The organism is Pseudomonas sp. 28 E 9, assembly GCF_900004785.1.
GTDB classification, from domain to species: domain Bacteria; phylum Pseudomonadota; class Gammaproteobacteria; order Pseudomonadales; family Pseudomonadaceae; genus Aquipseudomonas; species Aquipseudomonas orientalis_A.
This window is the reverse complement of sequence record NZ_CVTK01000012.1, coordinates 21,429-44,054: the sequence shown is the minus strand read 5'-3', so window position 1 is coordinate 44,054 and position 22,626 is coordinate 21,429. Positions and strand designations below refer to the sequence as shown.

The window sequence follows — 22,626 nt, the reverse complement described above, 5'->3', positions numbered from 1 at the left end:
CCGCTGAAGAAGTGAAGATCGGCTTCCTGGTCAAACAGGCCGAAGAACCCTGGTTCCAGACCGAATGGGCCTTCGCCGAGAAAGCCGGCAAGGAGCACGGTTTCACCGTGATCAAGATCGCCGTGCCGGATGGCGAGAAAACCCTGTCGGCCATCGACAGCCTGGCCGCCAACGGCGCCAAGGGCTTTGTGATCTGCCCGCCGGATGTGTCCCTCGGCCCGGCGATTGTCGCCAAGGCCAAGGTCAACGGCCTCAAAGTGATGGCCGTGGATGACCGCTTTGTCGATGCCAAGGGCAACTTCATGGAGGACGTGCCGTACCTGGGCATGGCCGCGTTTGAAGTGGGCCAGAAGCAGGGCGCCGCCATGGCCGCCGAAGCGAAAAAACGCGGCTGGGACTGGAAGGACACCTACGCGGTGATCAACACCTTCAACGAACTCGACACCGGCAAGAAACGCACCGACGGTTCGATCAAATCCCTGGAAGAAGCCGGCATTCCCAAGGACCACATCCTCACCGCCGCGCTTAAAACCCTCGACGTGCCCGGCAGCATGGACGCCACCAACTCGGCCCTGGTCAAGCTGCCCAGCGGCGCGAAAAACCTGATCATCGGCGGCATGAACGACAACACCGTGCTCGGTGGCGTACGTGCCACTGAAAGCGCCGGCTTCAAGGCCGCCAACGTGATCGGCATCGGCATCAATGGCACCGACGCCATCGGCGAATTGAAGAAAGCCGACAGCGGCTTCTTCGGCTCGATGCTGCCAAGCCCGCATATCGAGGGCTACAACACCGCGCTGGCGATGTACGAGTGGGTCACCACCGGTAAAGAGCCCGCCAAATACACCGCCATGGACGAAGTGACCCTGATCACCCGCGCCAACTTCCAGGAAGAACTGACCAAGATCGGGCTGTGGAAATGACCGCTGCGGCCCTGCGTTTTGACGGTATCGGCAAAACCTTCCCTGGGGTCAAGGCGCTCGATGGCATCAGCTTCACCGCGCACCCGGGGCAAGTGCACGCCCTGATGGGCGAGAACGGTGCGGGTAAATCGACGCTGCTGAAGATCCTCGGCGGCGCCTATATTCCCAGCAGCGGCACGGTGCAGATCGGCGAGCAGGTCATGGCCTTCAAGAACGCCGCCGACAGCATTGCCAGCGGCGTGGCGGTGATCCACCAGGAGCTGCACCTGGTGCCGGAAATGACCGTGGCCGAGAACCTGTTCCTCGGGCATCTGCCGTCGCGTTTTGGCGTGGTCAACCGCAGCGTGCTGCGCCAGCAGGCGCTGGCGTGCCTCAAGGGCCTGGCCGATGAAATCGATCCCCAGGAAAAGCTCGGCCGCCTGTCCCTGGGCCAGCGCCAATTGGTGGAAATCGCCAAGGCGCTGTCCCGTGGCGCCCACGTGATTGCCTTCGATGAGCCGACCAGCAGCCTCTCTGCGCGTGAGATTGATCGCTTGATGGCGATCATTGCGCGCCTGCGCGATGAGGGCAAAGTGGTGCTCTATGTCTCGCACCGCATGGAAGAAGTGTTCCGTATCTGCACTGCGGTGACGGTGTTCAAGGACGGGCGCTTCGTGCGCACCTTCGAGGACATGAGCGCACTGAGCCACGACCAACTGGTGACCTGCATGGTCGGCCGCGATATCCAGGACATTTACGACTATCGCCCGCGCGAGCACGGCGAAGTGGCCCTCAAGGTCGACGGTCTGCTCGGTCCCGGCCTGCGCGAACCGATCAGTTTCAACGTGCGCAAAGGCGAAATCCTCGGCCTGTTCGGCTTGGTGGGGGCAGGGCGCACGGAACTGTTCCGCCTGCTCAGCGGCCTGGAGCGTGCCAGTGCCGGCAGCCTGGAGTTGTGCGGTGAGCCGCTGCAGTTGCGCTCACCGCGCGATGCCATCGCAGCCGGCGTGCTGCTGTGCCCGGAAGACCGCAAGAAGGAGGGCATCATTCCGCTGTCCAGCGTTGCTGAAAACATCAACATCAGTGCCCGGGGCGCGCATTCGGCGTTCGGCTGGCTGCTGCGTGATGGCTGGGAGAAGGGCAACGCCGACGGGCAAATCAAGGCCATGAAGGTCAAGACGCCGAGCGCCGAGCAGAAAATCATGTACCTGTCCGGCGGCAACCAGCAGAAGGCCATTCTCGGCCGCTGGCTGTCGATGCCGATGAAAGTGCTGCTGCTGGATGAACCCACACGCGGTATCGATATCGGCGCCAAATCGGAGATCTATCAGATCATCCACAACCTCGCGGCCCAGGGTATTGCGGTGATCGTGGTGTCCAGCGACCTGATGGAAGTCATGGGCATTTCCGACCGCATCCTGGTGATGAGCGAAGGCGCCCTCACGGGTGAGCTCCCTCGCGACCAGGCGGATGAAGCACGACTGTTGCAACTGGCACTTCCGCGTACGCGGGCTTGAAGAACAAGAGGGCGCAGGTATGTCTCAGGTAAAAACGGCAAAAGGCTTCTGGCCAGGGTTCAATCAACGCAAGTTTCTCGATGACTGGGTGATGCTGTTGGCCGCCTTGGGCATCTTCGTGCTCAGTGCGCTGTTCATCGACAACTTCCTTTCACCCCTGAACATGCGCGGCCTGGGCCTGGCGATTTCCACGGTGGGCATCGCCGCCTGCACCATGCTGTTCTGCCTAGCTTCCGGGCACTTCGATTTGTCGGTGGGCTCGGTGATCGCCTGCGCCGGCGTGGTGGCGGGCATCGTGATCCGCGACACCGACAGCGTGATGCTCGGCGTGTCGGCGGCCCTGGCCATGGGCCTGGTGGTGGGGCTGATCAACGGCATCGTCATTGCCAAGCTGCGCATCAACGCGCTGATCGCGACCTTGGCGACCATGCAGATCGTGCGCGGCCTGGCCTACATCTTCTCCAACGGCAAGGCGGTGGGGGTGATGGATGAAGGCTTCTTCGTGTTCGGCAACGGCCAACTGATGGGCGTGCCGGTGCCGATCATCATTACCGTGTTGTGCTTTGTGTTCTTCGGTTGGTTGCTCAACTACACCACCTATGGGCGCAACACGATGGCCATCGGCGGTAACCAGGAAGCGGCGCTGCTGGCGGGGGTCAACGTTGATCGCACCAAGATCATCATCTTTGCCGTACACGGCCTGATCGGCGCACTGGCCGGGGTGATCCTGGCCTCGCGCATGACCTCCGGCCAGCCGATGATCGGCCAGGGTTTCGAACTGACCGTGATATCGGCGTGCGTGCTGGGCGGGGTGTCGTTGAGCGGTGGTATCGGCATGATCCGCCATGTGATTGCCGGGGTGTTGATTCTGGCGATCATCGAGAACGCGATGAACCTGAAGAACATCGACACGTTTTACCAGTACGTGATTCGCGGTTCGATCCTGTTGCTGGCCGTCATCATCGACCGCATGAAGCAACGCTGATCCCAGGCCATATAAGGATCAAAATGTGGGAGGGGGCTTGCCCCCGATGGCGGTCTATCAGTGGACAGAGGTGCAAGCTGACCCACCGCTATCGGGGGCAAGCCCCCTCCCACATTGGATGCCCTGTGTTCAGAAGGGCAGCTTTTGCCATAATGGCGCCGTTTTCGTACTTCCCAATAGGCCCGATATGCAGGAAAACGCTCACTTCCCCGTCAAAGACACCGCCCCCACCGGCACCCAGACCCTGCTGCGTGGCCTGGGCGTGGTGCAGGCGGTGGCGGCCGGTGCGCGGGATCTGAAAGAGATCGCCCGCCGTATCGGTACCACCCGCAGCACCACCCACCGCCTGGCCAGTTGCCTGGTGGATGAGCGTTACCTGCGGGTGGTACCGCAAGTCGGTTACCTGCTGGGGCCCAAGCTGATCGAACTGGGGTTCCAGGCGCGCGAAGAACTGCCGCTGGTAAACCTGGCCGTGCCCTATTTGGACGAGTTGTCGGCCCTCACCGGCGACACCATCCACCTGGCGATTCGCGAATACGACGAAGTGCTCTACCTGCACAAGAACCCCGGCCGCAACGGTCCGGAAATGCGCTCGCGGGTGGGCCATCGCATGCCGCTGGCGCGCACCGGCATCGGCAAGGCGTTGATGCTCGATGACAGCGTGGAGGAATGGCAGCGCCTGTACGACGTCAGCCTGCCGGCGGGGGGCAAGAACCTGCAATGGCCGCAGCACCCCGAGCAGTCCTGGGCGCAGTTCGAGCAGCGCATGCATGAATACGTGGTGGGCGGTTATGCGTTCGATCTGGAAGACAACGAACCGTCGATCCGTTGCGTCGCGGCACCGGTGCGCGATGCCAGCCGGCGAATCGTCGCCGGCATCAGCATCGCCAGTACCGTGCCCTACATGCCGCTGGAGAAAATGGCCGAGCTGATCCCTGTGATCAAACAGGTCGCGGCCCGGCTCTCGGCACAACTGGGCGCGAAGGCCTGATCAGGCCTTCAGGGTCGCCATGTCGATGACGAAGCGATACTTCACATCGCCGGCGATCATGCGGGCGTAGGCCTCATTGATCTGGCGGATGTCGAGCATCTCGATGTCGCAGGTAATCCCGTGCTCGGCGCAGAAATCCAGGACTTCCTGGGTTTCGGCAATGCCGCCGATCAACGAGCCGGCCAGCACTTTGCGGCCCAATACCAGTTTGGCGGCATTGACGGGCGGGTCCACCGGCTCGATCAGGCCGACCAGGATATGCACGCCGTCAAAGCGCAGCACGTCGAGGTAGGGGTTCAGGTCGTGCTGCACCGGGATGGTGTCGAGCAGGAAGTCGAAATGCCCGGCGGCGGCTTTCATCTGTTCGGCATCGGTGGACACGATCACATGGTCGGCACCCTGGCGACGGCCTTCTTCGGCCTTGCTCGCCGAGCGCGTGAACAGCGTCACTTCGGCGCCCATGGCCTTGGCGAACTTGATACCCATATGGCCCAGGCCGCCCATGCCGAGAATCCCGACCTTGTCACCGGCCTTCACGCCATAGTGTTTGAGCGGCGAGTAAGTGGTGATGCCCGCGCAGAGAATCGGCGCAGCGCTGGCCAGGTCGAGCTTGGCCGGGATCTTCACCACGAAGTGTTCGCTGACCACGATGCTGTCGGAGTAACCGCCCATGGTGTTGCTGCCGTCCACGCGGTCCGGGGTGGCGTAGGTCATGGTCGGGCCTTCGAGGCAGTATTGCTCCAGATCCGATTTGCAGGCGTCGCAGTGGCGGCACGAATCGACCATGCAGCCCACGCCCACCAGGTCGCCGACTTTATGGGAGGTGACGCTGGCGCCGACGGCAGTGACCTTGCCGACGATTTCGTGGCCGGGCATCAGCGGGTACACCGCGATGCCCCATTCGTTGCGCGCCTGGTGGATATCGGAGTGGCACACGCCGCAGTAAAGAATCTCGATGGCCACGTCATCGGCGCGCGGGCTGCGGCGTTCAAACGACATGGGGGCGAGGGGAGTGGTGGCCGACTGGGCGGCGTAACCGATCGCGGTGTACATGAGGAAACCTCGCAAATGCATTGAAAAGTGAGGCGGGCCATTTTCCTCACCGACCTTGCGTGCGGCCATGGCGATTGCTCCGAGTCTCATGCCTATTCGTCCGACAGTGCCCCTTGTTTGGATGCAGGTGGCGCCAGACCTGCGATGATGTTCTTATCCCTTTTTCGCGAAGTTTTTTGCCATGCTGTTGACCCGCCATCTCGACGCTAACGCCACCCTGGTTTCCTTGATCGAGGGGCTTGCCTCCCGCGACGGCTTTTCGCCGACTCACTTGCCTGGCGTAAAGGTGTTGCGTGCCAGTTGCGACGTGGCGCGTGGGCCGCAGATCTACGAGCCGAGCCTGATGTTCGTGGCTCAGGGCAGCAAGGTCGCCTATCTGGGCCCGCGTACGCTGGAGTACGGCGCCGGTCACTACCTGATCCAGGCCATGCCGGTGCCGTTCGAGTGCGAGACCTTTGCCATGGCCCCCGGAGCGCCTTTGCTCGGCGTGACGGTCGGGATTGATCGCGTGGTGCTGGGGGAATTGGTCATGGCGATGGGCATGCAAGCCGGACCACCGCCGGCGGCGCAGACCCTGGAGTCGATGAGTTCGGTGGTGCTCGATGACGCCATGCGCGGGTGCGTCGAACGCCTGTTGCAGTGCCTGCACGATCCGCTGGAGAGCCGGATCATGGGGCCGGCGCGGGTGCGTGAATTATTGTTCACCGCGTTGCGTGGGCCACAGGCCGATGTGTTACGTGCATTGGTGGAACAGCAAGGGCAGTTTTCGCGGATTGCCACGTCCCTGAACCACCTGCATGCCCATTACGCCGAACCGCTGAATATCGAGACGCTGGCCGGTTTTGCGCACATGAGTGCGTCGACCTTCCACGAACACTTCAAGCGCTGCACCTTGTTATCGCCGGTGCAGTATCTCAAGCGCCTGCGGCTATTGAAGGCCCAGCAACTGCTGCTGGTGGAGGGGGTGAGCGTGGCGCAGGCGGCGCATGGCGTGGGGTATCAGAGTACGTCGCAGTTCAGTCGCGAGTATAAACGCTACTTCCTGCGTAACCCCGGCGAAGAACGGGCCGCCTGAATCTTGCTGACACTCTGGCGTCAAAATGTGGGAGGGGGCTTGCCCCCTCCCACATTTGATTTACATATTCGGGTAAGTCGGCCCACCCGCACCTTCCGGGGTCACCCAGGTGATGTTCTGCGAAGGGTCCTTGATGTCACAGGTCTTGCAGTGCACGCAGTTCTGGGCGTTGATCTGGAAGCGCTTTTCGCCGTCTTCTTTAGTCACCACCTCATACACGCCGGCCGGGCAGTAACGCTGCGCCGGTTCATCGTAGAGCGGCAGGTTGGTGCCGATCGGGATACTCGGGTCTTTGAGCTTGAGGTGGCACGGCTGTTCTTCTTCGTGGTTGGTGCCGGAGATGAACACCGAGCTCAGCTTGTCGAAGCTCAGCTTGCCGTCGGGTTTGGGGTAGTCGATCTTCTGGCTGTCCTTGGCCAGCTTGAGGCAGGCGTAGTCCGGCTTGATGTCGTGCAGGGTGAAAGGAATTTTGCCGCCAAAAATGTTCTGGTCGAGCCAGTTGAAGCCGCCGCCGACGATGGCGCCGAATTTGTGCACCGCCGGGCCGAAATTGCGGCTGGCGAACAGTTCTTCGTACAACCAGCTGGCTTTGAAACCGTCGACATACGCGGTCAGTTCGTCACCGCCTTCGGATTCGGCAAACAGGCGGTCGGCTACCGCGTCGGCGGCGAGCATGCCGGACTTCATCGCGGTGTGGCTGCCCTTGATCTTGGCGAAGTTCAGGGTGCCGAGGTCGCAACCGATCAGCGCGCCACCCTTGAAGACCATCTTGGGCAGCGAGTTCAGGCCGCCTTTGCAGATCGCGCGGGCGCCATAGCTGATGCGCTTGCCGCCTTCCAGGTATTGGGCCAGCACCGGGTGATGCTTGAGGCGCTGGAACTCATCGAACGGCGACAGGAAGGTGTTGCTGTAGGACAGGTCCACGATCAGGCCGACCACCACCTGGTTGTTTTCCAGGTGATACAGGAACGAGCCACCGGTGTTCTCGTTACCCATGATGTCCAGCGGCCAGCCGGCGGTGTGCACCACCAGGCCCGGCTGATGTTTGGCCGGATCGATTTCCCAGATTTCCTTGAGGCCGATGCCGTAGTGCTGGGCATCGGCGTCGCTGTCCAGGTTGAAGCGCTGGATCAGTTGCTTGCCGATATGCCCGCGGCAGCCTTCGGCGAACAGGGTGTACTTGCCGCGCAGCTCCATGCCCGGGGTATACAGGCCTTCTTTGGGCTTGCCTTCGCGGTCCACGCCCAGGTCACCGGTGATGATGCCGCGCACCACGCCGTTTTCATCGAACAGCGCTTCCTGGGCGGCGAAGCCTGGGTAGATTTCCACGCCCAGGTTCTCGGCCTGCTGGGCCAGCCAGCGGCACAGATTGCCCAGGGAAATAATATAGTTGCCTTCGTTGTGCATGGTCTTGGGCACAAAGAAGTCGGGAACCCGGGTGGAGGTATCGCTGCTGCGCAGTACATAGATGTCGTCACGCACCACCGGCGTGTTGAGCGGGGCGCCGAGTGCTTTCCAGTCCGGGAACAGTTCGTTCAGGGCGCGTGGTTCGAACACGGCACCGGAGAGGATGTGTGCGCCCACTTCGGAGCCTTTCTCGACCACGCAGACGCTGATTTCCTTACCGGCTTCGGCGGCCTTCTGCTTCAGTCGGCAGGCGGCGGACAGGCCCGCCGGGCCGGCGCCGACGATGACCACGTCGAATTCCATGTATTCGCGTTCCACAGGCTATCTCCTACTCAAGGCTCAACAGGCTTTTTTTCTAATGGGTGGAGGTTCGGTAGTGTCATGCGGCAACGGCACGACTCACCTTTCTCTCTAGGTGGCGCATTATATCTACACCACTGGCAGCGTCCAATACAAACGTTTGTTTGAATTGCCCGCAGGCTAGGTAAATCAAAGCAACGCGGCTTATGACTGACCATTTTGCCGTATTGACCAGAATAGGCGTTCCGGTCAATATACGGTCGGTTTTGCGCTGACCGTAGGCAGACTGCAGGTTTCAAGAGCACGTCCAAAAGCAAGACAGGTGACGCGTGCCCGGACACTGGCGCGCAGTTTACATGCTGCGATAAAGAATGACCTCTCAGTCACCCCTGACGAACGGTCATCACTTCCCGTGAGCAAGGTCATCCGCCGAGGTTTTTGGAGGTGCCCTTGTGTGCCGATGAGCATCAACCGCCAGGTTCGCCTAGGCGACTTTCTTTTCACCGGAGAGTAACGAGGAATCCATGAAGGTTCTTGTAGCTGTCAAACGCGTTGTCGATTACAACGTGAAAGTTCGCGTCAAGGCGGACAATTCCGGCGTCGACCTTGCTAACGTCAAGATGTCGATGAACCCATTCTGTGAAATCGCCGTGGAAGAAGCCGTACGCCTGAAAGAGAAAGGCGTGGCGACCGAGATCGTCGTGGTTTCCATCGGCCCCACCACTGCCCAGGAGCAATTGCGTACCGCCCTGGCGCTGGGCGCCGACCGCGCCATCCTGGTCGAGTCCGCCGAAGAGCTGACCTCCCTGGCCGTGGCCAAGCTGCTCAAGGCCGTTGTCGACAAGGAACAGCCGCAACTGGTGATCCTTGGCAAACAAGCCATCGACAGCGACAACAACCAGACCGGTCAGATGCTGGCTGCACTGACCGGTTACGGCCAGGGCACCTTTGCTTCCAAAGTGGAAGTGAGCGGCGACAGCGTTGCGGTCACCCGTGAGATCGACGGCGGCGCGCAGACGGTTTCCCTGAAACTGCCGGCCATCGTCACCACCGACCTGCGTTTGAACGAGCCGCGTTATGCGTCCCTGCCAAACATCATGAAAGCCAAGAAGAAGCCGCTTGAAGTGCTGACTCCGGACGCTTTGGGCGTTTCCACCGCCTCCACCAACAAGACCGTCAAAGTCGAAGCGCCGGCTGCACGCAGCGCCGGCATCAAGGTCAAGTCGGTGGCTGAACTGGTCGAGAAACTGAAAAACGAAGCGAAGGTGATCTGAACATGACTATCCTCGTAATCGCCGAACACGATAACAAGGTGCTGGCCCCGGCCACCCTGAATACCGTGGCCGCTGCCGCTAAAATCGGTGGCGACATCCACGTACTGGTAGCCGGTCAGGGCGCTGGCCCGGTGGCTGAAGCCGCTGCGAAAATCGCCGGTGTGAGCAAAGTGCTCAACGCCGACAACGCTGCTTACGCGCACCAGTTGCCGGAAAACGTTGCGCCGCTGGTTGCAGAGCTGGGCGCCGGCTACAGCCACATCCTCGCTGCCGCCACTTCCAACGGCAAAAACATCCTGCCACGCGTTGCCGCGCAGCTGGACGTTGACCAGATCTCCGAGATCATCTCGGTCGAAAGCGCCGACACCTTCAAGCGCCCGATCTATGCCGGTAACGCCATCGCCACCGTGCAGTCCAACGCTGCGGTCAAGGTCATCACCGTGCGCGCCACCGGCTTCGACCCGGTGGCCGCTGAAGGCGGTTCGGCTACCGTTGAAGCCGTCGCCGCTGCCCATGACGCTGGCACTTCCAGCTTTGTCGGCGAAGAGCTGGCCAAGTCGGATCGCCCGGAGCTGACCGCTGCCAAGATCGTCGTTTCCGGCGGGCGTGGCATGCAGAACGGTGATAACTTCAAGCACCTGTACGCCCTGGCCGACAAGCTGGGCGCAGCGGTCGGCGCGTCCCGCGCAGCCGTTGACGCAGGCTTCGTACCCAACGACATGCAGGTCGGCCAGACCGGCAAGATCGTTGCGCCGCAGCTGTATATCGCGGTCGGTATCTCCGGCGCGATCCAGCATTTGGCCGGTATGAAAGACTCCAAGGTGATCGTTGCGATCAACAAGGACGAAGAAGCACCGATCTTCCAGGTGGCTGATTATGGCCTGGTGGCGGACTTGTTCGAAGCCGTTCCCGAGTTGGAGAAGCTGGTCTAATCCAGTCGCTTCACTTATAAAGAGCCCGGTCTTGTGACCGGGCTTTTTTTTGACGTGTAGGAGCACCTCGCCATGCAACTGCGTTCCCTGATCCCGCTGCTGGGCCTTACGCTGCTGCCGACCTTGTCGCTGGCGGCCGGCAAGTGCGAGCGCCTGGTCATTACCGGCAGTCCGGATGCACCGCCGTTGCTGTGGCGCGACCCGCAGGACCCGACTCACCTGATCGGCGCCACCGCCGATGTGCTGCAACAAGTAGCCACGGACCTGGGCCTGAAAATCGACCTGCTTTACGGCGGCAAGCGCTCCATGGCCCTGGAGGAAGTGCGCAGCGGGCGCATGGATATCCTCGCCGATGCGCCGTTGAACCTCGGCGAGCTGGAAAACCTCGACTACATCCACCCGGCGTTGATGCAGATCGATTACCTGGTGTGGACACGCAGGGACTCGCCCCTGGTCTACACCACCGCTGCCGACTTGCACGGCCATAAGGGCGCCGCCTCGGAGCGCGCTCGCCTGAGTGCCGGGTTTGATGCCTTTGCCGGTGAGCAGTTGACCTTGCAGCGTCTGCCCAACCTGACGCCAGCCTTCCAGAAACTGTTGCTGGGGGAGGTGGACTATGTGCTCGCCAGCCGCTATTCCGGCATGGCCATGGCCCAGACCCTGGGCATGAACAATGACCTGGTCGCGCGCGAAGTGCCGATCGACCGGCCCGGCCTGTACCTGGCCATCTCCCACAATTCGGCCTGCAATGATCCGTGGCTGCGCGGACAGCTGGCCAAAAAGATGACAGAATTGCCCGCGTCCGGTGCCGCGGAAGCCGCGTTGCAGCGCAATCTCGAGCGCTGGAAGGCGCAATTGCAACAACCCGTCGGTACCCCAACAAAGTAGGGATTTTCAGTGACTCTTCGACCTCTTTTCGCGGCCCTGGCCGTTGTCGCCCTGGCGGGATGTGCCACCGATCCTGCGCCGATTGAACAAATGCGCCTGACCCAGCAAGCCCTGGAGCAAGCCAACGCAGTGGGCGCCAATACCGATGAATCGCCCGAGCTGAAACTGGCCGAAGAAAAATTTGCCAGAGCCCAGGGCAACATGGCCGACCAGTCCTACAAACACGCCCGCATGCGCGCCGAACAGGCTGAACTGGATGCGCGTCTGGCCGAGGCCAAAGTGCTGACCGGCAAGAGCCAGGAACAATTGAACGTGGTCAACACGCGCATCGCGCGCCTGCGCAAGCAGTTGCAGCTGGGAGAAGCCCAATGATCCGTGGTGTGAGTGTGGCGTTACTGCTGAGCAGCGCGGTGCTGGGCGGCTGTGCCAGCCAGCCCAGTAGCGAGCAGGCGTTGCAACAGGCCGGCAATGACTTTCAGTCGGTCAAGGAAGACGCCAATGTATTGCGCTTCGCGCCCAAGGATGTGATCCGCGCCGGGGAGTCCCTGGCGCGTGCCGATCGCCTCTCCAGCTACTGGGGCAGCGGCGCCGACGTGGTGCATTACGCCTACCTGAGCCAACGCTACAGTGCCATCGCCCGGGAACACACCGAGCAGGGGCTGAACGCCGAGCGCCTTGCCAAACTCGAGCTGGAACGCCAGCGCTTGCAATTGGCCTTGCGTGAAAGCAAGTTGGCCAGCGTGCAGCAGCAGGGCAAGTGGGTCGAACAGCAAATCGCCAGCCTGACCACCCAGACCGAGCGCGGCCTGGTGATGACCCTGGGCGATGTCTTGTTCGATACCGGCGAAGCCGAGTTGCAGAATTCGGCCAACCGTACGGTGTTGAAGGTCGTGCAGTTCCTGCAACTGAACCCCAGGCGCAAGGTGCGCATCGAGGGCTACACCGATGATACCGGGGGCGAACGCGACAACCTGAACCTGTCCCGTGACCGTGCCCAGTCGGTGGCAGATGTGCTGATTGACCTGGGCATCGACGAAAAACGCATCCAGGTCGAGGGGTATGGCGACAAGTACCCGGTGGAGGCCAATGCCTCCGAGCGTGGCCGTGCGCAGAACCGCCGGGTGGAAATTGTGTTCTCCGACGAAAAAGGCCAACTGGGCGCCGCTCGCTAAGAACCAGGCCCGGATCAAAATGTGGGAGGGGGCTTGCCCCCGATTGCAGGGGGCCAGTCACAGATGTGCCTACTGACACTCCCTCATCGGGGCATAGGCATCTACACAACTCTGTAGCGCCCAACCGTAACCACGATGCGAAGCGAGTCGCTCTTGATCTTGATCTGCTTTTGATCTTGATCTCAGGCGCCCCGTTAAACCACGCTGGCCGAACGCAGGCTTGAATCCGTGGGCAACCCGGCAGGACGCCGGGTTAGCCGCACTGGGCCATGGATGGCCCATTGCGGCGGCCCACGGATTCAAGCCTGCGTTCAGGCACACCGAGCCTGGGCGAGGTGCCGAGTGGTGGGGCAAGAGCGTTTTGCTTACTTTTGCGCTTTTCAAAAGTGAGCCGCCGTAAGGGCGGAACCCATACCAGCCGTGACCGCAGAAACGGATATGTACTCGGTCCAATCCAACATCCTGGTCGGCCAGAGGCCGCCATCGGGGGCAAGCCCCCTCCCACATTTCGTCAGGTGTACGCCCTTACAGTTTTTTCTGTCACTGCGGCCCGTGCTCGACTATTGTGGCAACTGTCCCCGTACACTTCTAAACTGTGCCGGTATGTTTCACACAAAAATAAAATACCCGTGAAATCGAGTGCTGCGTCATGACCAATCTGTTGCTCTACCAACGTATTGCCCAGCAATTGGCTGAGGACATCCGGCGGGGTGTCTATCAGCCGGGGGAGCGCGTGCCTTCGGTGCGCAAGATGAGCTCCCAGCTCAATGTGAGCCATGCCACGGTGCTGCAGGCCTATGCCAACCTGGAAGACCAGGGGCTGATCAGGGCGCGGCCGCAATCGGGCTATTACGTGCACCAGACACCGGCACTCACGGCGCCGACGCCGGATATCGCACGGGTTGAACGTCCGGGGTTGGTCACCCGCAGCAGCATCATCCAGCAAGTGTTGGTCGAGTCGCGCCGCGAAGGCGTATTCCCCCTGGGCGCGGCGGTGCCGAGTGTGGATTACCTGCCGGTCCGGGCGTTGCACCAGCAACTGGCCAAGGTCACACGCTTCCAGAGCCCGCGCGCGTTCAGCTACATGTTCAGCCCCGGCTTTGAACCGCTGCGCCGCCAGGTGGCGATTCGCATGCGCGATGCCGGTGTGGTGGTGGACCCCTCCGAAGTGGTGATCACCCACGGCTGCGTCGACGCGTTGCAGATGTCCCTGCGCGTGCTGACGCGCCCCGGCGATCTGATTGCCGCCGAGTCACCGACCTATTACGGTTTGCTGCAACTGGCCGACCTGCTGGGCCTCAAGGTTATCGAGATCCCCAGTGACCCGGCCACCGGCATGAGCCTTGAGGCCCTGCAACTGGCCGCCAACCAGTGGTCCATCAAGGCGTTGGTGCTGACCACGCGCTTGAGCAATCCCTTGGGCGGGACCATGCCCGAAGAGCGGCAGAAACAGTTACTGCGCCTGGCCTCGGATTTCGATATCCAGATCGTCGAGGACGATATCTACGGCGAGCTGATGTTCGAACTGGGTCGCACCAAGGCCCTGAAAGCCTATGACCGTCTTGACCGGGTCATCTATTGCTCGAGTTTTTCCAAGACCTTGTCCCCCGGCGTGCGCATCGGCTGGATGATTGCCGGCAAGTACCAGCAGGAAATCCAGCGTCTGCAGATGTTCAGCACCCACTCGGCGTGCAGCGTCACACAGATGGGCGTTGCCGCTTACCTGGAGAATGGCGGTTACGACCGGCACCTGCGTTACATCCGCCAGGAATACCGCAAGAACCTCAGCGCTTTTCAACTGGCGGTGCAGCAGTATTTTCCGGAAGGCACACAGATGACCCGCCCGACCGGCGGCTTTATTTTGTGGGTCAGTTTGCCAGGAAGGGTCAATACCCAGGAACTGCACGTGCGCGCCCTGCAACAGGGCATCAGTATCGCACCGGGGCTGATCTTCAGTAATACGGAACAGTTCAACCACTGTATCCGGCTCAATTGCGGCACCCCGTGGAACCGCGAAGCAGAGCGTGCGCTGATGACCCTGGGAATGCTGGCCAGCCAGTTGTGCCAGGAGACGGCGGCGGGTATTTGAGGGGGGTAAAAGGGGACAGGATTGATCTCCATGCTTGTCATAATCCGCACAACAAGCGAGCATATGGCCTTCTGCCGTTAATGCTGTTGGCGATATGACCTCTATTTTTCGCGTTGTCTGGATAGTTGGCTTGTTAGGCCTGTGCAACGCTGGCACTGCGCTGGCGGCATCGCCGGTCGCGCAATCCCAGCCCGCCGCAAGCGCCGGGCAGGACGCCGCCGGGCAAAAGCCGGCACCGGTAAAGAAAGCGCCGCAGACGAAGAAAAAAACCGCCAAGTCAAAAAAGCGCGCACCCGTGGCGAGCAAGTCCAAGTCCGCTCGCGAAGTCGCCCAGACCAAACTGCCACCGGCACAGTTGGACCTGTCGTTGCCATCGAACATGGTCAGGCTGTTGCAACCCATCGGCACCATGCCCAAGCCCAAGAGCGTGCCGTTGTTGCCGCCAATGTTCAGTGAAAAACCTTCCGACAACAGCGCATTCCAGATCAATGGCCGCTTGCTCAGCAACGAGATGAAGCTGCAATTGCGTAACGATGAGCGGCGTGATGTGGAAGGTGCCGCGCTGGATTTCGAATTCAAGCGATAAACGTTCGATCATCGGTGACCCACGGCCCTGACCATCTGTCGCAGACTGGTCAGTCATCTTTGTTTTGTGCGAAAAACCCCTGTAGGACCATTTTAAAACGGCTGTTTAAGGGCGTACTCTAGCCCGGCCATCCCATTGAGTCGTCGAGGACCTGCTGGTCATGAAATGCCGTGAAGGCTGTGGCGCTTGCTGCATCGCCCCCTCCATCAGTTCGCCGCTGCCGGGAATGCCCCAGGGCAAACCTGCGGGCGTTCGCTGCCTGCACTTGTCGATCGAACAACTGTGCCAGTTGTTCGGTCAACCGGAGCGGCCGGCAGTGTGCAGCGATTTCAAGGCAGATATCGACGTCTGCGGCAACGACCAGGCCGATGCGATCCGCTTGATCGGCTGGTGGGAGCAGATGACGGCGGCTTGATGGGCTTTACTATCGGAACTTCAACAATAAGGAATACATCGATGGGTTCGCTGAAACGAATGGCTGTGGTCTGTGGTTTTACAATGATGTTCGCCGGTGCTGCCCAGGCCGAGGACTGGCAAGTGGCCAAGGACGAGGACGGGATCAAGGTGTCCCTGAGTGAAGTGGCCGGTTCCAAGTACAAGGCCTATCGCGGGGTGACGGTGATCAAGGCGCCAGTGGCGAAGATCGTTGCGCTGCAGGAGGACGTAGCAGGCGCCTGCAAGTGGATTCATGAGTGCAAATCGCAAAAGCTCGTCGACAAGAAAGGCGATGAGGCCTGGACCTACACCCAGTTCAAGGCGCCGTTCCCGGTGACGGACCGTGATTCGTACATCCATGTCACCACCACAAGGTCCGCTGACGGTACCGTCACCCGCAAACTGGAGGGTGTGCCGACCTACAAGCCTGAAGAAAAAGGCTATGTGCGGGTCGCCCAGGTGCAAGGTGCCTGGACACTGGTGCCCAAAGGCGCCAACGAGACCGAAGTGACCTACCAGGTGCACACCGAGCCGGGCGGCAGCGTGCCGTCGTGGCTGGCCAACAAGTTTGTGGTGGACGCACCGTTCAACACCTTGAAAGCCCTGAAGGAACGCGCCGAGAAGTAAGCGCGGCGAATCCTGTGCCTCCTGCCTTGAGTGGAACGTTTGGTGAGCCCTCAAGGTCCAGATAGATGTGAGCCCACACATGGGTTTTATCGAGGAGGCACCGATGCCGAAGTGGAACATTTCTTTCATCAATGACCGTGGTGAGCCGGTAGTCGAGCAATTTGACTGCGATCATGAGCCGACGCTGGAAGAGGCCGCACAGATGGTGCGCATACGCGTGTCGCCGGTATTGGAAAAGCTGGACCTCAACGATCTTGCCGATCGTGTTCCCGATCCTACGGTCAAGAGCTTGCACGACCAAAATGGTATCAAAGACCTCAGGGTCGAACCCGCCGCCTGAATATTCCCTGCATGCCATCTTTGCGCCTCTGGTGCAGGTGGTAGCTTCGCGCTACTCTGCAATCGAGATCAGCGAATCAATCGCTCAGGTCTGGTCTTGTCAGCTACATGCTTGTTTTCCTGCGGTGGTCATTGCCGTGGTACCCGCGCCAGTAGCGCGCGGGCTTCAGCTTCAGGAAGCACGGAAAGTCTATCCATCAGTCTGAGGAGGACGTTTCATGAGCACAGCCTATCAAGAAGACATCAGCACCAACGTTCTGCGCCGCATGAAAGAAGGCGGCTTCGACTTCTCACGCTTTCACCCCATCGAGTTCTACGCCATTTTTCCTGATGAAGAACGGGCGCGCAGGGCTGCGGGTCGATTTCGTGGAGAATCGCTGAACGCCCAGGTCAGCGCACGCGACGATGGTGCCTGGTACCTGGAGTTGAGCAAAATCATGTCTGCAACCTACGACGGTATAGGAGACTTCGAGCAGGACTTTGAGGCAGTGGTAGAGCCGCTTGGCGGGATCATCGAAGGCTGGGGCGTCAAGCAGGAGGTGCGTGGGTTACCCATGTAGCGTTTATGAGCAACACAGCACATCGGCTGACCTTTGGGTCGGCCGATTTTGTTTGAGCTGCCCGTCAATGTTCGCAACGTGCAGCGCGCTTTGTGTGCGCCCAAAAAAAAGCCACCCGAATAGGGTGGCTGAAAGGGAAGATCGAGGAGCCGATCAGTACACGAGTTGACACGGTACTGGCTGTGCAAAGGGTTTAGCTGTAGGACATGTCCTTTTCAGCCGATGGAGACGATTATCCGCAGGTGCGGGCGGGCAGTGAAATCAACTCTGACTATGCTGGTGATAGTCAGAGGTCGCATCGCCATGAAGCGTGCGGCGAAACTCCGGTGATTACGCGCACCAGGACGGTGCAGCGAGAATCCCAGGGTTGTCCAGGTTTTTGATTTTCAAGTGTTTATGCCGCTGGCACGGGCCTTGCGAAGGTCCTTGCGTCCGGGTGACAAGGAGTACGGCATGATCCGCACTTATTACGATGAAATGTACGATGGGGCAGGGCAGGTCCGGCCCCATTATCGCCAGTTCGCCCGATGGTTGGCCGATACCCCTGCCGAACTGCTGGCCCAGCGTCGGCGCGAGGCCGATTTGCTGTTCCATCGTGCAGGGATCACCTTCACGCTTTATGGGGACGAGCAAGGGACCGAGCGCTTGATTCCCTTCGACACCATCCCCCGCAGCATCCCGGCGAGCGAATGGCGAACGGTCGAGCGCGGCTGTATCCAGCGGGTCAAGGCGCTGAACATGTTCCTCGCCGACCTGTACCACGAACAACGCATCATCAGGGCCGGGATCATTCCCGCCGAACAGGTGCTGGCCAACGAGCAATACCAGTTGGCCATGCAGGGCCTGAACCTGCACCGTGATCTGTATTCCCACGTCTCCGGGGTCGACCTCGTTCGCGATGGCGACGGCACCTACTACGTACTGGAAGACAACCTGCGTACGCCGAGCGGCGTCAGCTACATGCTTGAAGACCGCAAGATGATGATGCGCCTGTTCCCGGAGCTGTTCGCGGCCCAGCGTATTGCGCCGATTGATCATTACCCCAACCTGTTGCTCGACACCCTGAAAAGCGCCAGCCCCCTGGATAATCCCAGCGTGGTGGTGCTGACCCCGGGGCGCTTCAACAGTGCGTTTTTCGAGCATGCCTTCCTCGCCAGGGAAATGGGCGTGGAGTTGGTGGAAGGCGCCGATTTGTTCGTGCGCGATGACCGCGTATTCATGCGCACCACCGACGGTCCCAAGGCGGTGGACGTGATCTACCGCCGTCTCGACGACGCGTTTCTCGACCCCCTGGCCTTCAACCCGGCCTCGATGCTCGGCGTGCCGGGCCTGCTGGCCGCCTACCGTTCGGGCAATGTCGTGTTGGCCAATGCCATCGGCACCGGGGTGGCGGATGACAAATCGGTCTACCCCTTCGTCACCGAGATGATCCGTTTTTACCTGGATGAAGAACCGATCCTGCAGAACGTTCCGACGTTTCAATGCCGTAAGCCCGACGAACTGTCCCACGTCCTGGCCCACTTGCCCGAGTTGGTGGTCAAGGAAACCCAGGGCTCCGGCGGCTACGGCATGTTGGTGGGCCCGGCGTCCACGGCGGCGGAAATCGAGGCGTTCCGCGCACGCATCAAGGCCAAGCCCCACGCCTATATCGCCCAACCCACCCTGTGTTTGTCCACCTGCCCGACGTTTGTTGAAAACGGCATCGCGCCGCGGCATATCGACCTGCGCCCGTTCGTGCTGTCCGGCAAGGAAACACGCGTGGTGCCCGGTGGCCTGACCCGCGTAGCGTTGCGCGAAGGTTCGCTGGTGGTCAATTCGTCCCAGGGCGGCGGCACCAAAGACACCTGGGTGGTCGAGGATGACCTGTGTTGATTAAAAACTGTTCCCCCCTGGAGGCGGCATGAGACTCTCCATCAGCCACGAAACCACTTACCGCTACGAAGACCAGGTGCGCGCCAGCATCCAGTATCTGCGCCTGACGCCCCACGACAGCGAGCGCCAGCACGTGCTCAGCTGGCAGCTTGACCTGCCGCGCCCTGTGCGGGCGCAAGTGGACCCGTTCGGCAACATTTTGCATGTGCTGACGCTGGACGAACCTCACGACTCCATCATTATCGGCGCCCGTGGCCAGGTGGATATCGACGAGCTGCGCGAGGCCGAACATGAGAGCCAGTCGGCCTTTCCGTTCCTGCGCTGCACGCGCCTGACCGAGCCCGACGAAGCCCTGCGCGGTTTTGCCCGGCAGCACTGCCATCAGCGGCGTGACCGCACGGCCCTGATCGACCTGATGCAGGCCTTGAACCAATCGATGCGCTACACGCCGGGCGCCACCCAGGTCGACACCTGCGCGGCTGAAGCCTTCGCCGGCCACGCGGGCGTCTGCCAGGACCATACCCATGCGTTCCTGGCCTGCGCGCGCAGCCTGGGCATTCCGGCGCGGTATGTATCAGGGTATTTGTACACCGAAGACACTACGCACCTGGCCAGCCATGCCTGGGCCGAAGCCTGGCTGGATGACGCCTGGTACAGTTTTGATGTGACCAACCAGTTGGCCCGGCCGGAGCGGCACTTGAAGCTGGCCGTGGGCCTGGACTATCTGGATGCCTGCCCGGTGCGCGGCATGCGCCGTGGGGGCGGGCATGAGCAGATGCATGCCAAGGTGTTCGTGGCGCCGACTCCGGTGATCTCTGTCCAGCAACAATAATCAGCGACTGAACGCAGTTCAAATGTGGGGCTTGCCCCCGATGGCGGAGTGTCAGTCACAGCATCTGTGTCTGACCCCCTGCCATCGGGGGCAAGCCCCCTCCCACATTTTGATCTGCGCAACCCTCAAGGCTGTTGCTTGCGCCCCGCCATATGCCGCAAGTACCCCACCAGCAGATCCAACTCGTCGTCCGGCAACACACTGGCCGCAAACGCCGGCATCTTCGCCTGCGGCCAGTGCCTCAGGCTCTGCGGGTCGCGAATGTACCGCTTGAGGAAATCGCCGCTGAAATATTCAGTGGGGTTGTAGGGAATATTCAGATCCGGCCCCACCTGTGCATCGCCGGCCTCATTAAGGCGGTGGCAGGCCAGGCAGTTCTTCTGAAACAGCGCAAAGCCTTGATTGACCGGGTCATCCGCCGGCAACGTCGGGTCGGGCAACAAGGCGGGGAAGCGCTCGGCGACCGTCTGTAATTGCTTGATCCTGGAGATCTGGAAGGGCCACTGCTCCGGGCTGACATGCCCTGCCTGCGGGTCGGTCCACACCAGATAGAACGGCCCGGCGCTCGGTTTGCCTGGCGTCAGGGCGGGCCAGGGATGGGCCGGGTCTTCCACTGCCAGCCAGGCGCGCGCGCCGTTTTTTTCCAGCAGCGGCGCGGCGGCCAGTTCAGCGGCAAAACCGTCAAGGGCGACTGCTTGCAGATGGCTCGCAGGGTTCAGGCCCTTCAGGAGAACCGCCAAAGGCACTGCGCGATAGGTCATGGTGCGCTTGTAGGAAACATCATCGACAACCTGCACCGTCTGCGCGTCGGGGTGCTTGAGCAGGTCCGTGGTCTGCCAGGTCTTGCTGGCGTGGTCCAGTTCAATGGTCAATTGCGCGGCCCAGGCGGGCAGGGCCAGCAGCAGGGCAACGAAGGCGAGGATCGATTTCAAGGGATAGTCCGGGTTCGCAGTGGCGGAAAAGGCACGATAGCGCAAATCCGCACGCAAAAAGACAGCCCCCGCAACGGGACCGCTATTCGCAATGTCCCGGCAGGTGCTGCCAAAAGCTGCAGTCCCGACGCTGTGGGTGCGCGCAACAGGTCGCTCGCGTCGTCACCCGATAACCTTGGTTAAATTGGGCAAGATCAGAATCAGTGTGGTGGCGAACAGAATAAGTCCCGCCTGACGTACTTTCGAATGTTTGAACATGGCTGACTGCCTTTTGTTGTTATTCCTGAGCGTCAAATGCGTGCCTGTTAATCAAGTATCGCGATCTGGCGTGACATTTTTCTTACAGCGGCTCCAGCAAAACCCGGCAGCAGCTTCTTACAGATTCAACCTTAGAGCCCTCGTTCTTCGGCGCTTAGATCCATTTCATATCAACTAATCACGTTTTCTGCTTAAAACGGCATGAGGCCTAGTGCCATCTTGGCGCCAACCCCAAGGCTAGACAGCTAAAACGATTAACCCGGGGTTTCCCATAGCTGCCTACCGTTCGTCCGAGCGAGGGGGTCAAAAGCAATGAGCGCATCCGTCATTGAAACCGTGTCAATCGGGCCTAAGGTAAGGGCATACGCCCACTGTGGTTCGAGGACATCATGACCCAAGCTTTGATCTTTGATGCGATACGCACGCCCCGTGGCAAGGGCAAGGCCGACGGTGCCCTGCACAGCGTCAAGCCGGTAAACCTTGTCGCCGGTTTGCTCACCGCGCTGGCGCAGCGTTGCGACCTCGACACCCGCCAGGTGGATGACATCGTCCTCGGGTGCGTCACCCCGGTGGGCGATCAGGGCGCCGATATCGCCAAGACCGCCGCGCTGGTCGCGGACTGGGACGTCAGTGTTGCCGGCGTGCAGATCAACCGCTTCTGCGCCTCGGGCCTGGAGGCGGTAAACCTGGGGGCAATGAAAGTACGCTCCGGATTTGAAGATCTGGTGGTGGTCGGCGGCGTCGAATCCATGTCCCGCGTGCCGATGGGCAGCGACGGTGGCGCCTGGGTACTCGACCCGCAAACCAACCTGCACAGCCACTTCACGCCTCAGGGCATTGGTGCCGACTTGATCGCTACCCTGGAAGGCTTCACCCGCCAGGACGTGGACACCTTTGCCCTACAGTCGCAGCAGAAAGCCGCCAGGGCGCGGGCAGACGGTTCCTTCAACAAGTCGCTGATCGCGGTGCAGGACCAGAACGGCATCGTGCTGCTGGACCATGACGAATTCATTCGCGGCGACTCAACCCTCGAGGGCCTGGGCAAGCTCAAGCCCAGCTTCGAAATGATCGGCCAGATGGGTTTTGACGCTACCGCGCTGCGGGTCTACAGCCATGTGGAACGCATCGACCATGTGCACACGCCGGGCAACAGCTCCGGCATCGTGGATGGCGCCGCGTTGATGTTGCTCGGCTCCGAGGCCAAGGGCCGCGAACTGGGCCTGCAACCACGGGCGCGCATTGTCGCCACGGCCGTCACCAGCACCGACCCGACCATCATGCTCACCGGCCCTGCACCGGCCACCCGCAAGGCGCTGGCCAAGGCCGGCCTGCGCGTCGAGGACATCGACCTGTTCGAGGTCAACGAAGCGTTCGCGTCGGTCGTGCTCAAATTCATCAAGGACATGGGCATCGACGCCGCCCGCGTCAATGTCAATGGCGGCTCGATCGCCATGGGCCACCCCTTGGGCGCCACCGGCTGCGCGATCCTCGGCACCTTGCTCGACGAGCTGGAGGTGCGTCGGCAGCGCTACGGCCTGGCCACCCTGTGTGTCGGCGGTGGCATGGGTATCGCCACCATCATCGAACGCCTTTGAGCCCA

22 protein-coding genes are annotated in these 22,626 nt (G+C 61.1%); 19 read left to right on the top strand and 3 right to left on the bottom strand.

Annotation, left to right across the window (positions count from 1 at the left end; translation table 11 throughout):
- The 4 genes from BFQ00_RS02165 to BFQ00_RS02150 form a co-directional block, all read left to right on the top strand.
- Window positions 1–923: substrate-binding domain-containing protein (locus tag BFQ00_RS02165; protein WP_065932500.1), on the top strand; the 923-nt coding region annotated here is incomplete at its 5' end.
- Window positions 920–2,419, top strand: coding sequence for an L-arabinose ABC transporter ATP-binding protein AraG (gene araG, locus BFQ00_RS02160; protein WP_065932495.1), 1,500 nt, complete (start codon window positions 920–922; stop codon window positions 2,417–2,419). The genes BFQ00_RS02165 and araG, both read left to right, overlap by 4 nt.
- A gap of 19 nt (window positions 2,420–2,438) precedes the next feature.
- Window positions 2,439–3,404: an L-arabinose ABC transporter permease AraH gene (gene araH, locus BFQ00_RS02155; RefSeq protein ID WP_065887792.1), complete on the top strand. Its 966-nt coding sequence runs from the start codon at window positions 2,439–2,441 to the stop codon at window positions 3,402–3,404.
- Window positions 3,405–3,591: 187 nt separating this feature from the next.
- On the top strand, window positions 3,592–4,395 hold the full coding sequence (locus tag BFQ00_RS02150; protein ID WP_065932494.1) for an IclR family transcriptional regulator: 804 nt from the start codon (window positions 3,592–3,594) through the stop codon (window positions 4,393–4,395).
- On the opposite strand, the gene BFQ00_RS02145 is transcribed toward BFQ00_RS02150, so the two are convergent.
- The gene (locus tag BFQ00_RS02145) at window positions 4,396–5,448 is read right to left on the bottom strand and encodes an NAD(P)-dependent alcohol dehydrogenase (RefSeq protein WP_065932499.1); all 1,053 of its coding nucleotides are present in this window, start codon (window positions 5,446–5,448) and stop codon (window positions 4,396–4,398) included. It lies immediately after the preceding gene.
- A gap of 181 nt (window positions 5,449–5,629) precedes the next feature.
- Here BFQ00_RS02145 and BFQ00_RS02140 point away from each other — a divergent pair, with 181 nt between their 5' ends.
- On the top strand, window positions 5,630–6,523 hold the full coding sequence (locus BFQ00_RS02140; RefSeq protein WP_065932493.1) for an AraC family transcriptional regulator: 894 nt from the start codon (window positions 5,630–5,632) through the stop codon (window positions 6,521–6,523).
- A gap of 60 nt (window positions 6,524–6,583) precedes the next feature.
- Here BFQ00_RS02140 and BFQ00_RS02135 read toward each other — a convergent pair whose 3' ends face one another.
- The gene (locus tag BFQ00_RS02135) at window positions 6,584–8,248 is read right to left on the bottom strand and encodes an electron transfer flavoprotein-ubiquinone oxidoreductase (RefSeq protein ID WP_065932492.1); all 1,665 of its coding nucleotides are present in this window, start codon (window positions 8,246–8,248) and stop codon (window positions 6,584–6,586) included.
- 506 nt (window positions 8,249–8,754) lie between these two features.
- Between BFQ00_RS02135 and BFQ00_RS02130 the strand changes: the two genes are divergently transcribed.
- From BFQ00_RS02130 to BFQ00_RS02070, 13 genes are all read left to right on the top strand, one after another.
- Window positions 8,755–9,504, top strand: a complete 750-nt coding sequence (locus BFQ00_RS02130; protein WP_024076934.1) for an electron transfer flavoprotein subunit beta/FixA family protein — start codon at window positions 8,755–8,757, stop codon at window positions 9,502–9,504.
- Between the two features lie 2 nt (window positions 9,505–9,506).
- On the top strand, window positions 9,507–10,436 hold the full coding sequence (locus BFQ00_RS02125) for an electron transfer flavoprotein subunit alpha/FixB family protein (protein WP_065898126.1): 930 nt from the start codon (window positions 9,507–9,509) through the stop codon (window positions 10,434–10,436).
- A gap of 72 nt (window positions 10,437–10,508) precedes the next feature.
- Window positions 10,509–11,324 carry a substrate-binding periplasmic protein gene (locus BFQ00_RS02120; RefSeq protein ID WP_065932491.1) on the top strand — a complete coding sequence of 272 codons (816 nt, stop codon included), beginning with the start codon at window positions 10,509–10,511 and terminating at the stop codon, window positions 11,322–11,324.
- A gap of 9 nt (window positions 11,325–11,333) precedes the next feature.
- Window positions 11,334–11,696 carry a DUF4398 domain-containing protein gene (locus tag BFQ00_RS02115; RefSeq protein ID WP_083208133.1) on the top strand — a complete coding sequence of 121 codons (363 nt, stop codon included), beginning with the start codon at window positions 11,334–11,336 and terminating at the stop codon, window positions 11,694–11,696.
- Window positions 11,693–12,496 carry an OmpA family protein gene (locus BFQ00_RS02110; RefSeq protein ID WP_065932490.1) on the top strand — a complete coding sequence of 268 codons (804 nt, stop codon included), beginning with the start codon at window positions 11,693–11,695 and terminating at the stop codon, window positions 12,494–12,496. The genes BFQ00_RS02115 and BFQ00_RS02110 overlap by 4 nt, the downstream gene beginning before the upstream one ends.
- Window positions 12,497–13,145: 649 nt before the next feature.
- Window positions 13,146–14,585: an aminotransferase-like domain-containing protein gene (locus tag BFQ00_RS02105; protein WP_065895461.1), complete on the top strand. Its 1,440-nt coding sequence runs from the start codon at window positions 13,146–13,148 to the stop codon at window positions 14,583–14,585.
- A gap of 94 nt (window positions 14,586–14,679) precedes the next feature.
- A complete protein-coding gene (locus BFQ00_RS02100; RefSeq protein ID WP_065932489.1) occupies window positions 14,680–15,171 on the top strand; it encodes a translation initiation factor 2 in 492 nt (163 codons plus the stop codon).
- Between the two features lie 160 nt (window positions 15,172–15,331).
- Window positions 15,332–15,586: a YkgJ family cysteine cluster protein gene (locus BFQ00_RS02095; protein WP_065887801.1), complete on the top strand. Its 255-nt coding sequence runs from the start codon at window positions 15,332–15,334 to the stop codon at window positions 15,584–15,586.
- Between the two features lie 41 nt (window positions 15,587–15,627).
- Complete coding sequence (locus BFQ00_RS02090; RefSeq protein ID WP_065932488.1) at window positions 15,628–16,233, top strand: START domain-containing protein; 606 nt, start codon at window positions 15,628–15,630, stop codon at window positions 16,231–16,233.
- Between the two features lie 79 nt (window positions 16,234–16,312).
- Window positions 16,313–16,573 (top strand): hypothetical protein, encoded by a 261-nt coding sequence (locus BFQ00_RS02085; protein WP_065887803.1) that lies wholly within the window; start codon window positions 16,313–16,315, stop codon window positions 16,571–16,573.
- Window positions 16,574–16,790: 217 nt separating this feature from the next.
- Window positions 16,791–17,132, top strand: coding sequence for a ribonuclease E inhibitor RraB (locus tag BFQ00_RS02080; protein WP_057721151.1), 342 nt, complete (start codon window positions 16,791–16,793; stop codon window positions 17,130–17,132).
- A gap of 453 nt (window positions 17,133–17,585) precedes the next feature.
- A complete protein-coding gene (locus BFQ00_RS02075; RefSeq protein WP_065887804.1) occupies window positions 17,586–19,004 on the top strand; it encodes a circularly permuted type 2 ATP-grasp protein in 1,419 nt (472 codons plus the stop codon).
- A 28-nt stretch (window positions 19,005–19,032) separates the two neighbouring features.
- Window positions 19,033–19,836, top strand: coding sequence for a transglutaminase family protein (locus BFQ00_RS02070; RefSeq protein WP_065887805.1), 804 nt, complete (start codon window positions 19,033–19,035; stop codon window positions 19,834–19,836).
- A gap of 125 nt (window positions 19,837–19,961) precedes the next feature.
- Here BFQ00_RS02070 and BFQ00_RS02065 read toward each other — a convergent pair whose 3' ends face one another.
- A complete protein-coding gene (locus BFQ00_RS02065) occupies window positions 19,962–20,768 on the bottom strand; it encodes a c-type cytochrome (protein WP_065932498.1) in 807 nt (268 codons plus the stop codon).
- Window positions 20,769–21,415: 647 nt separating this feature from the next.
- On the opposite strand from BFQ00_RS02065, the gene BFQ00_RS02060 reads away from it, so the two are divergent.
- Window positions 21,416–22,621, top strand: a complete 1,206-nt coding sequence (locus BFQ00_RS02060) for an acetyl-CoA C-acetyltransferase (protein WP_065932487.1) — start codon at window positions 21,416–21,418, stop codon at window positions 22,619–22,621.
- The last annotated feature ends 5 nt before the right edge of the window (window positions 22,622–22,626 follow it).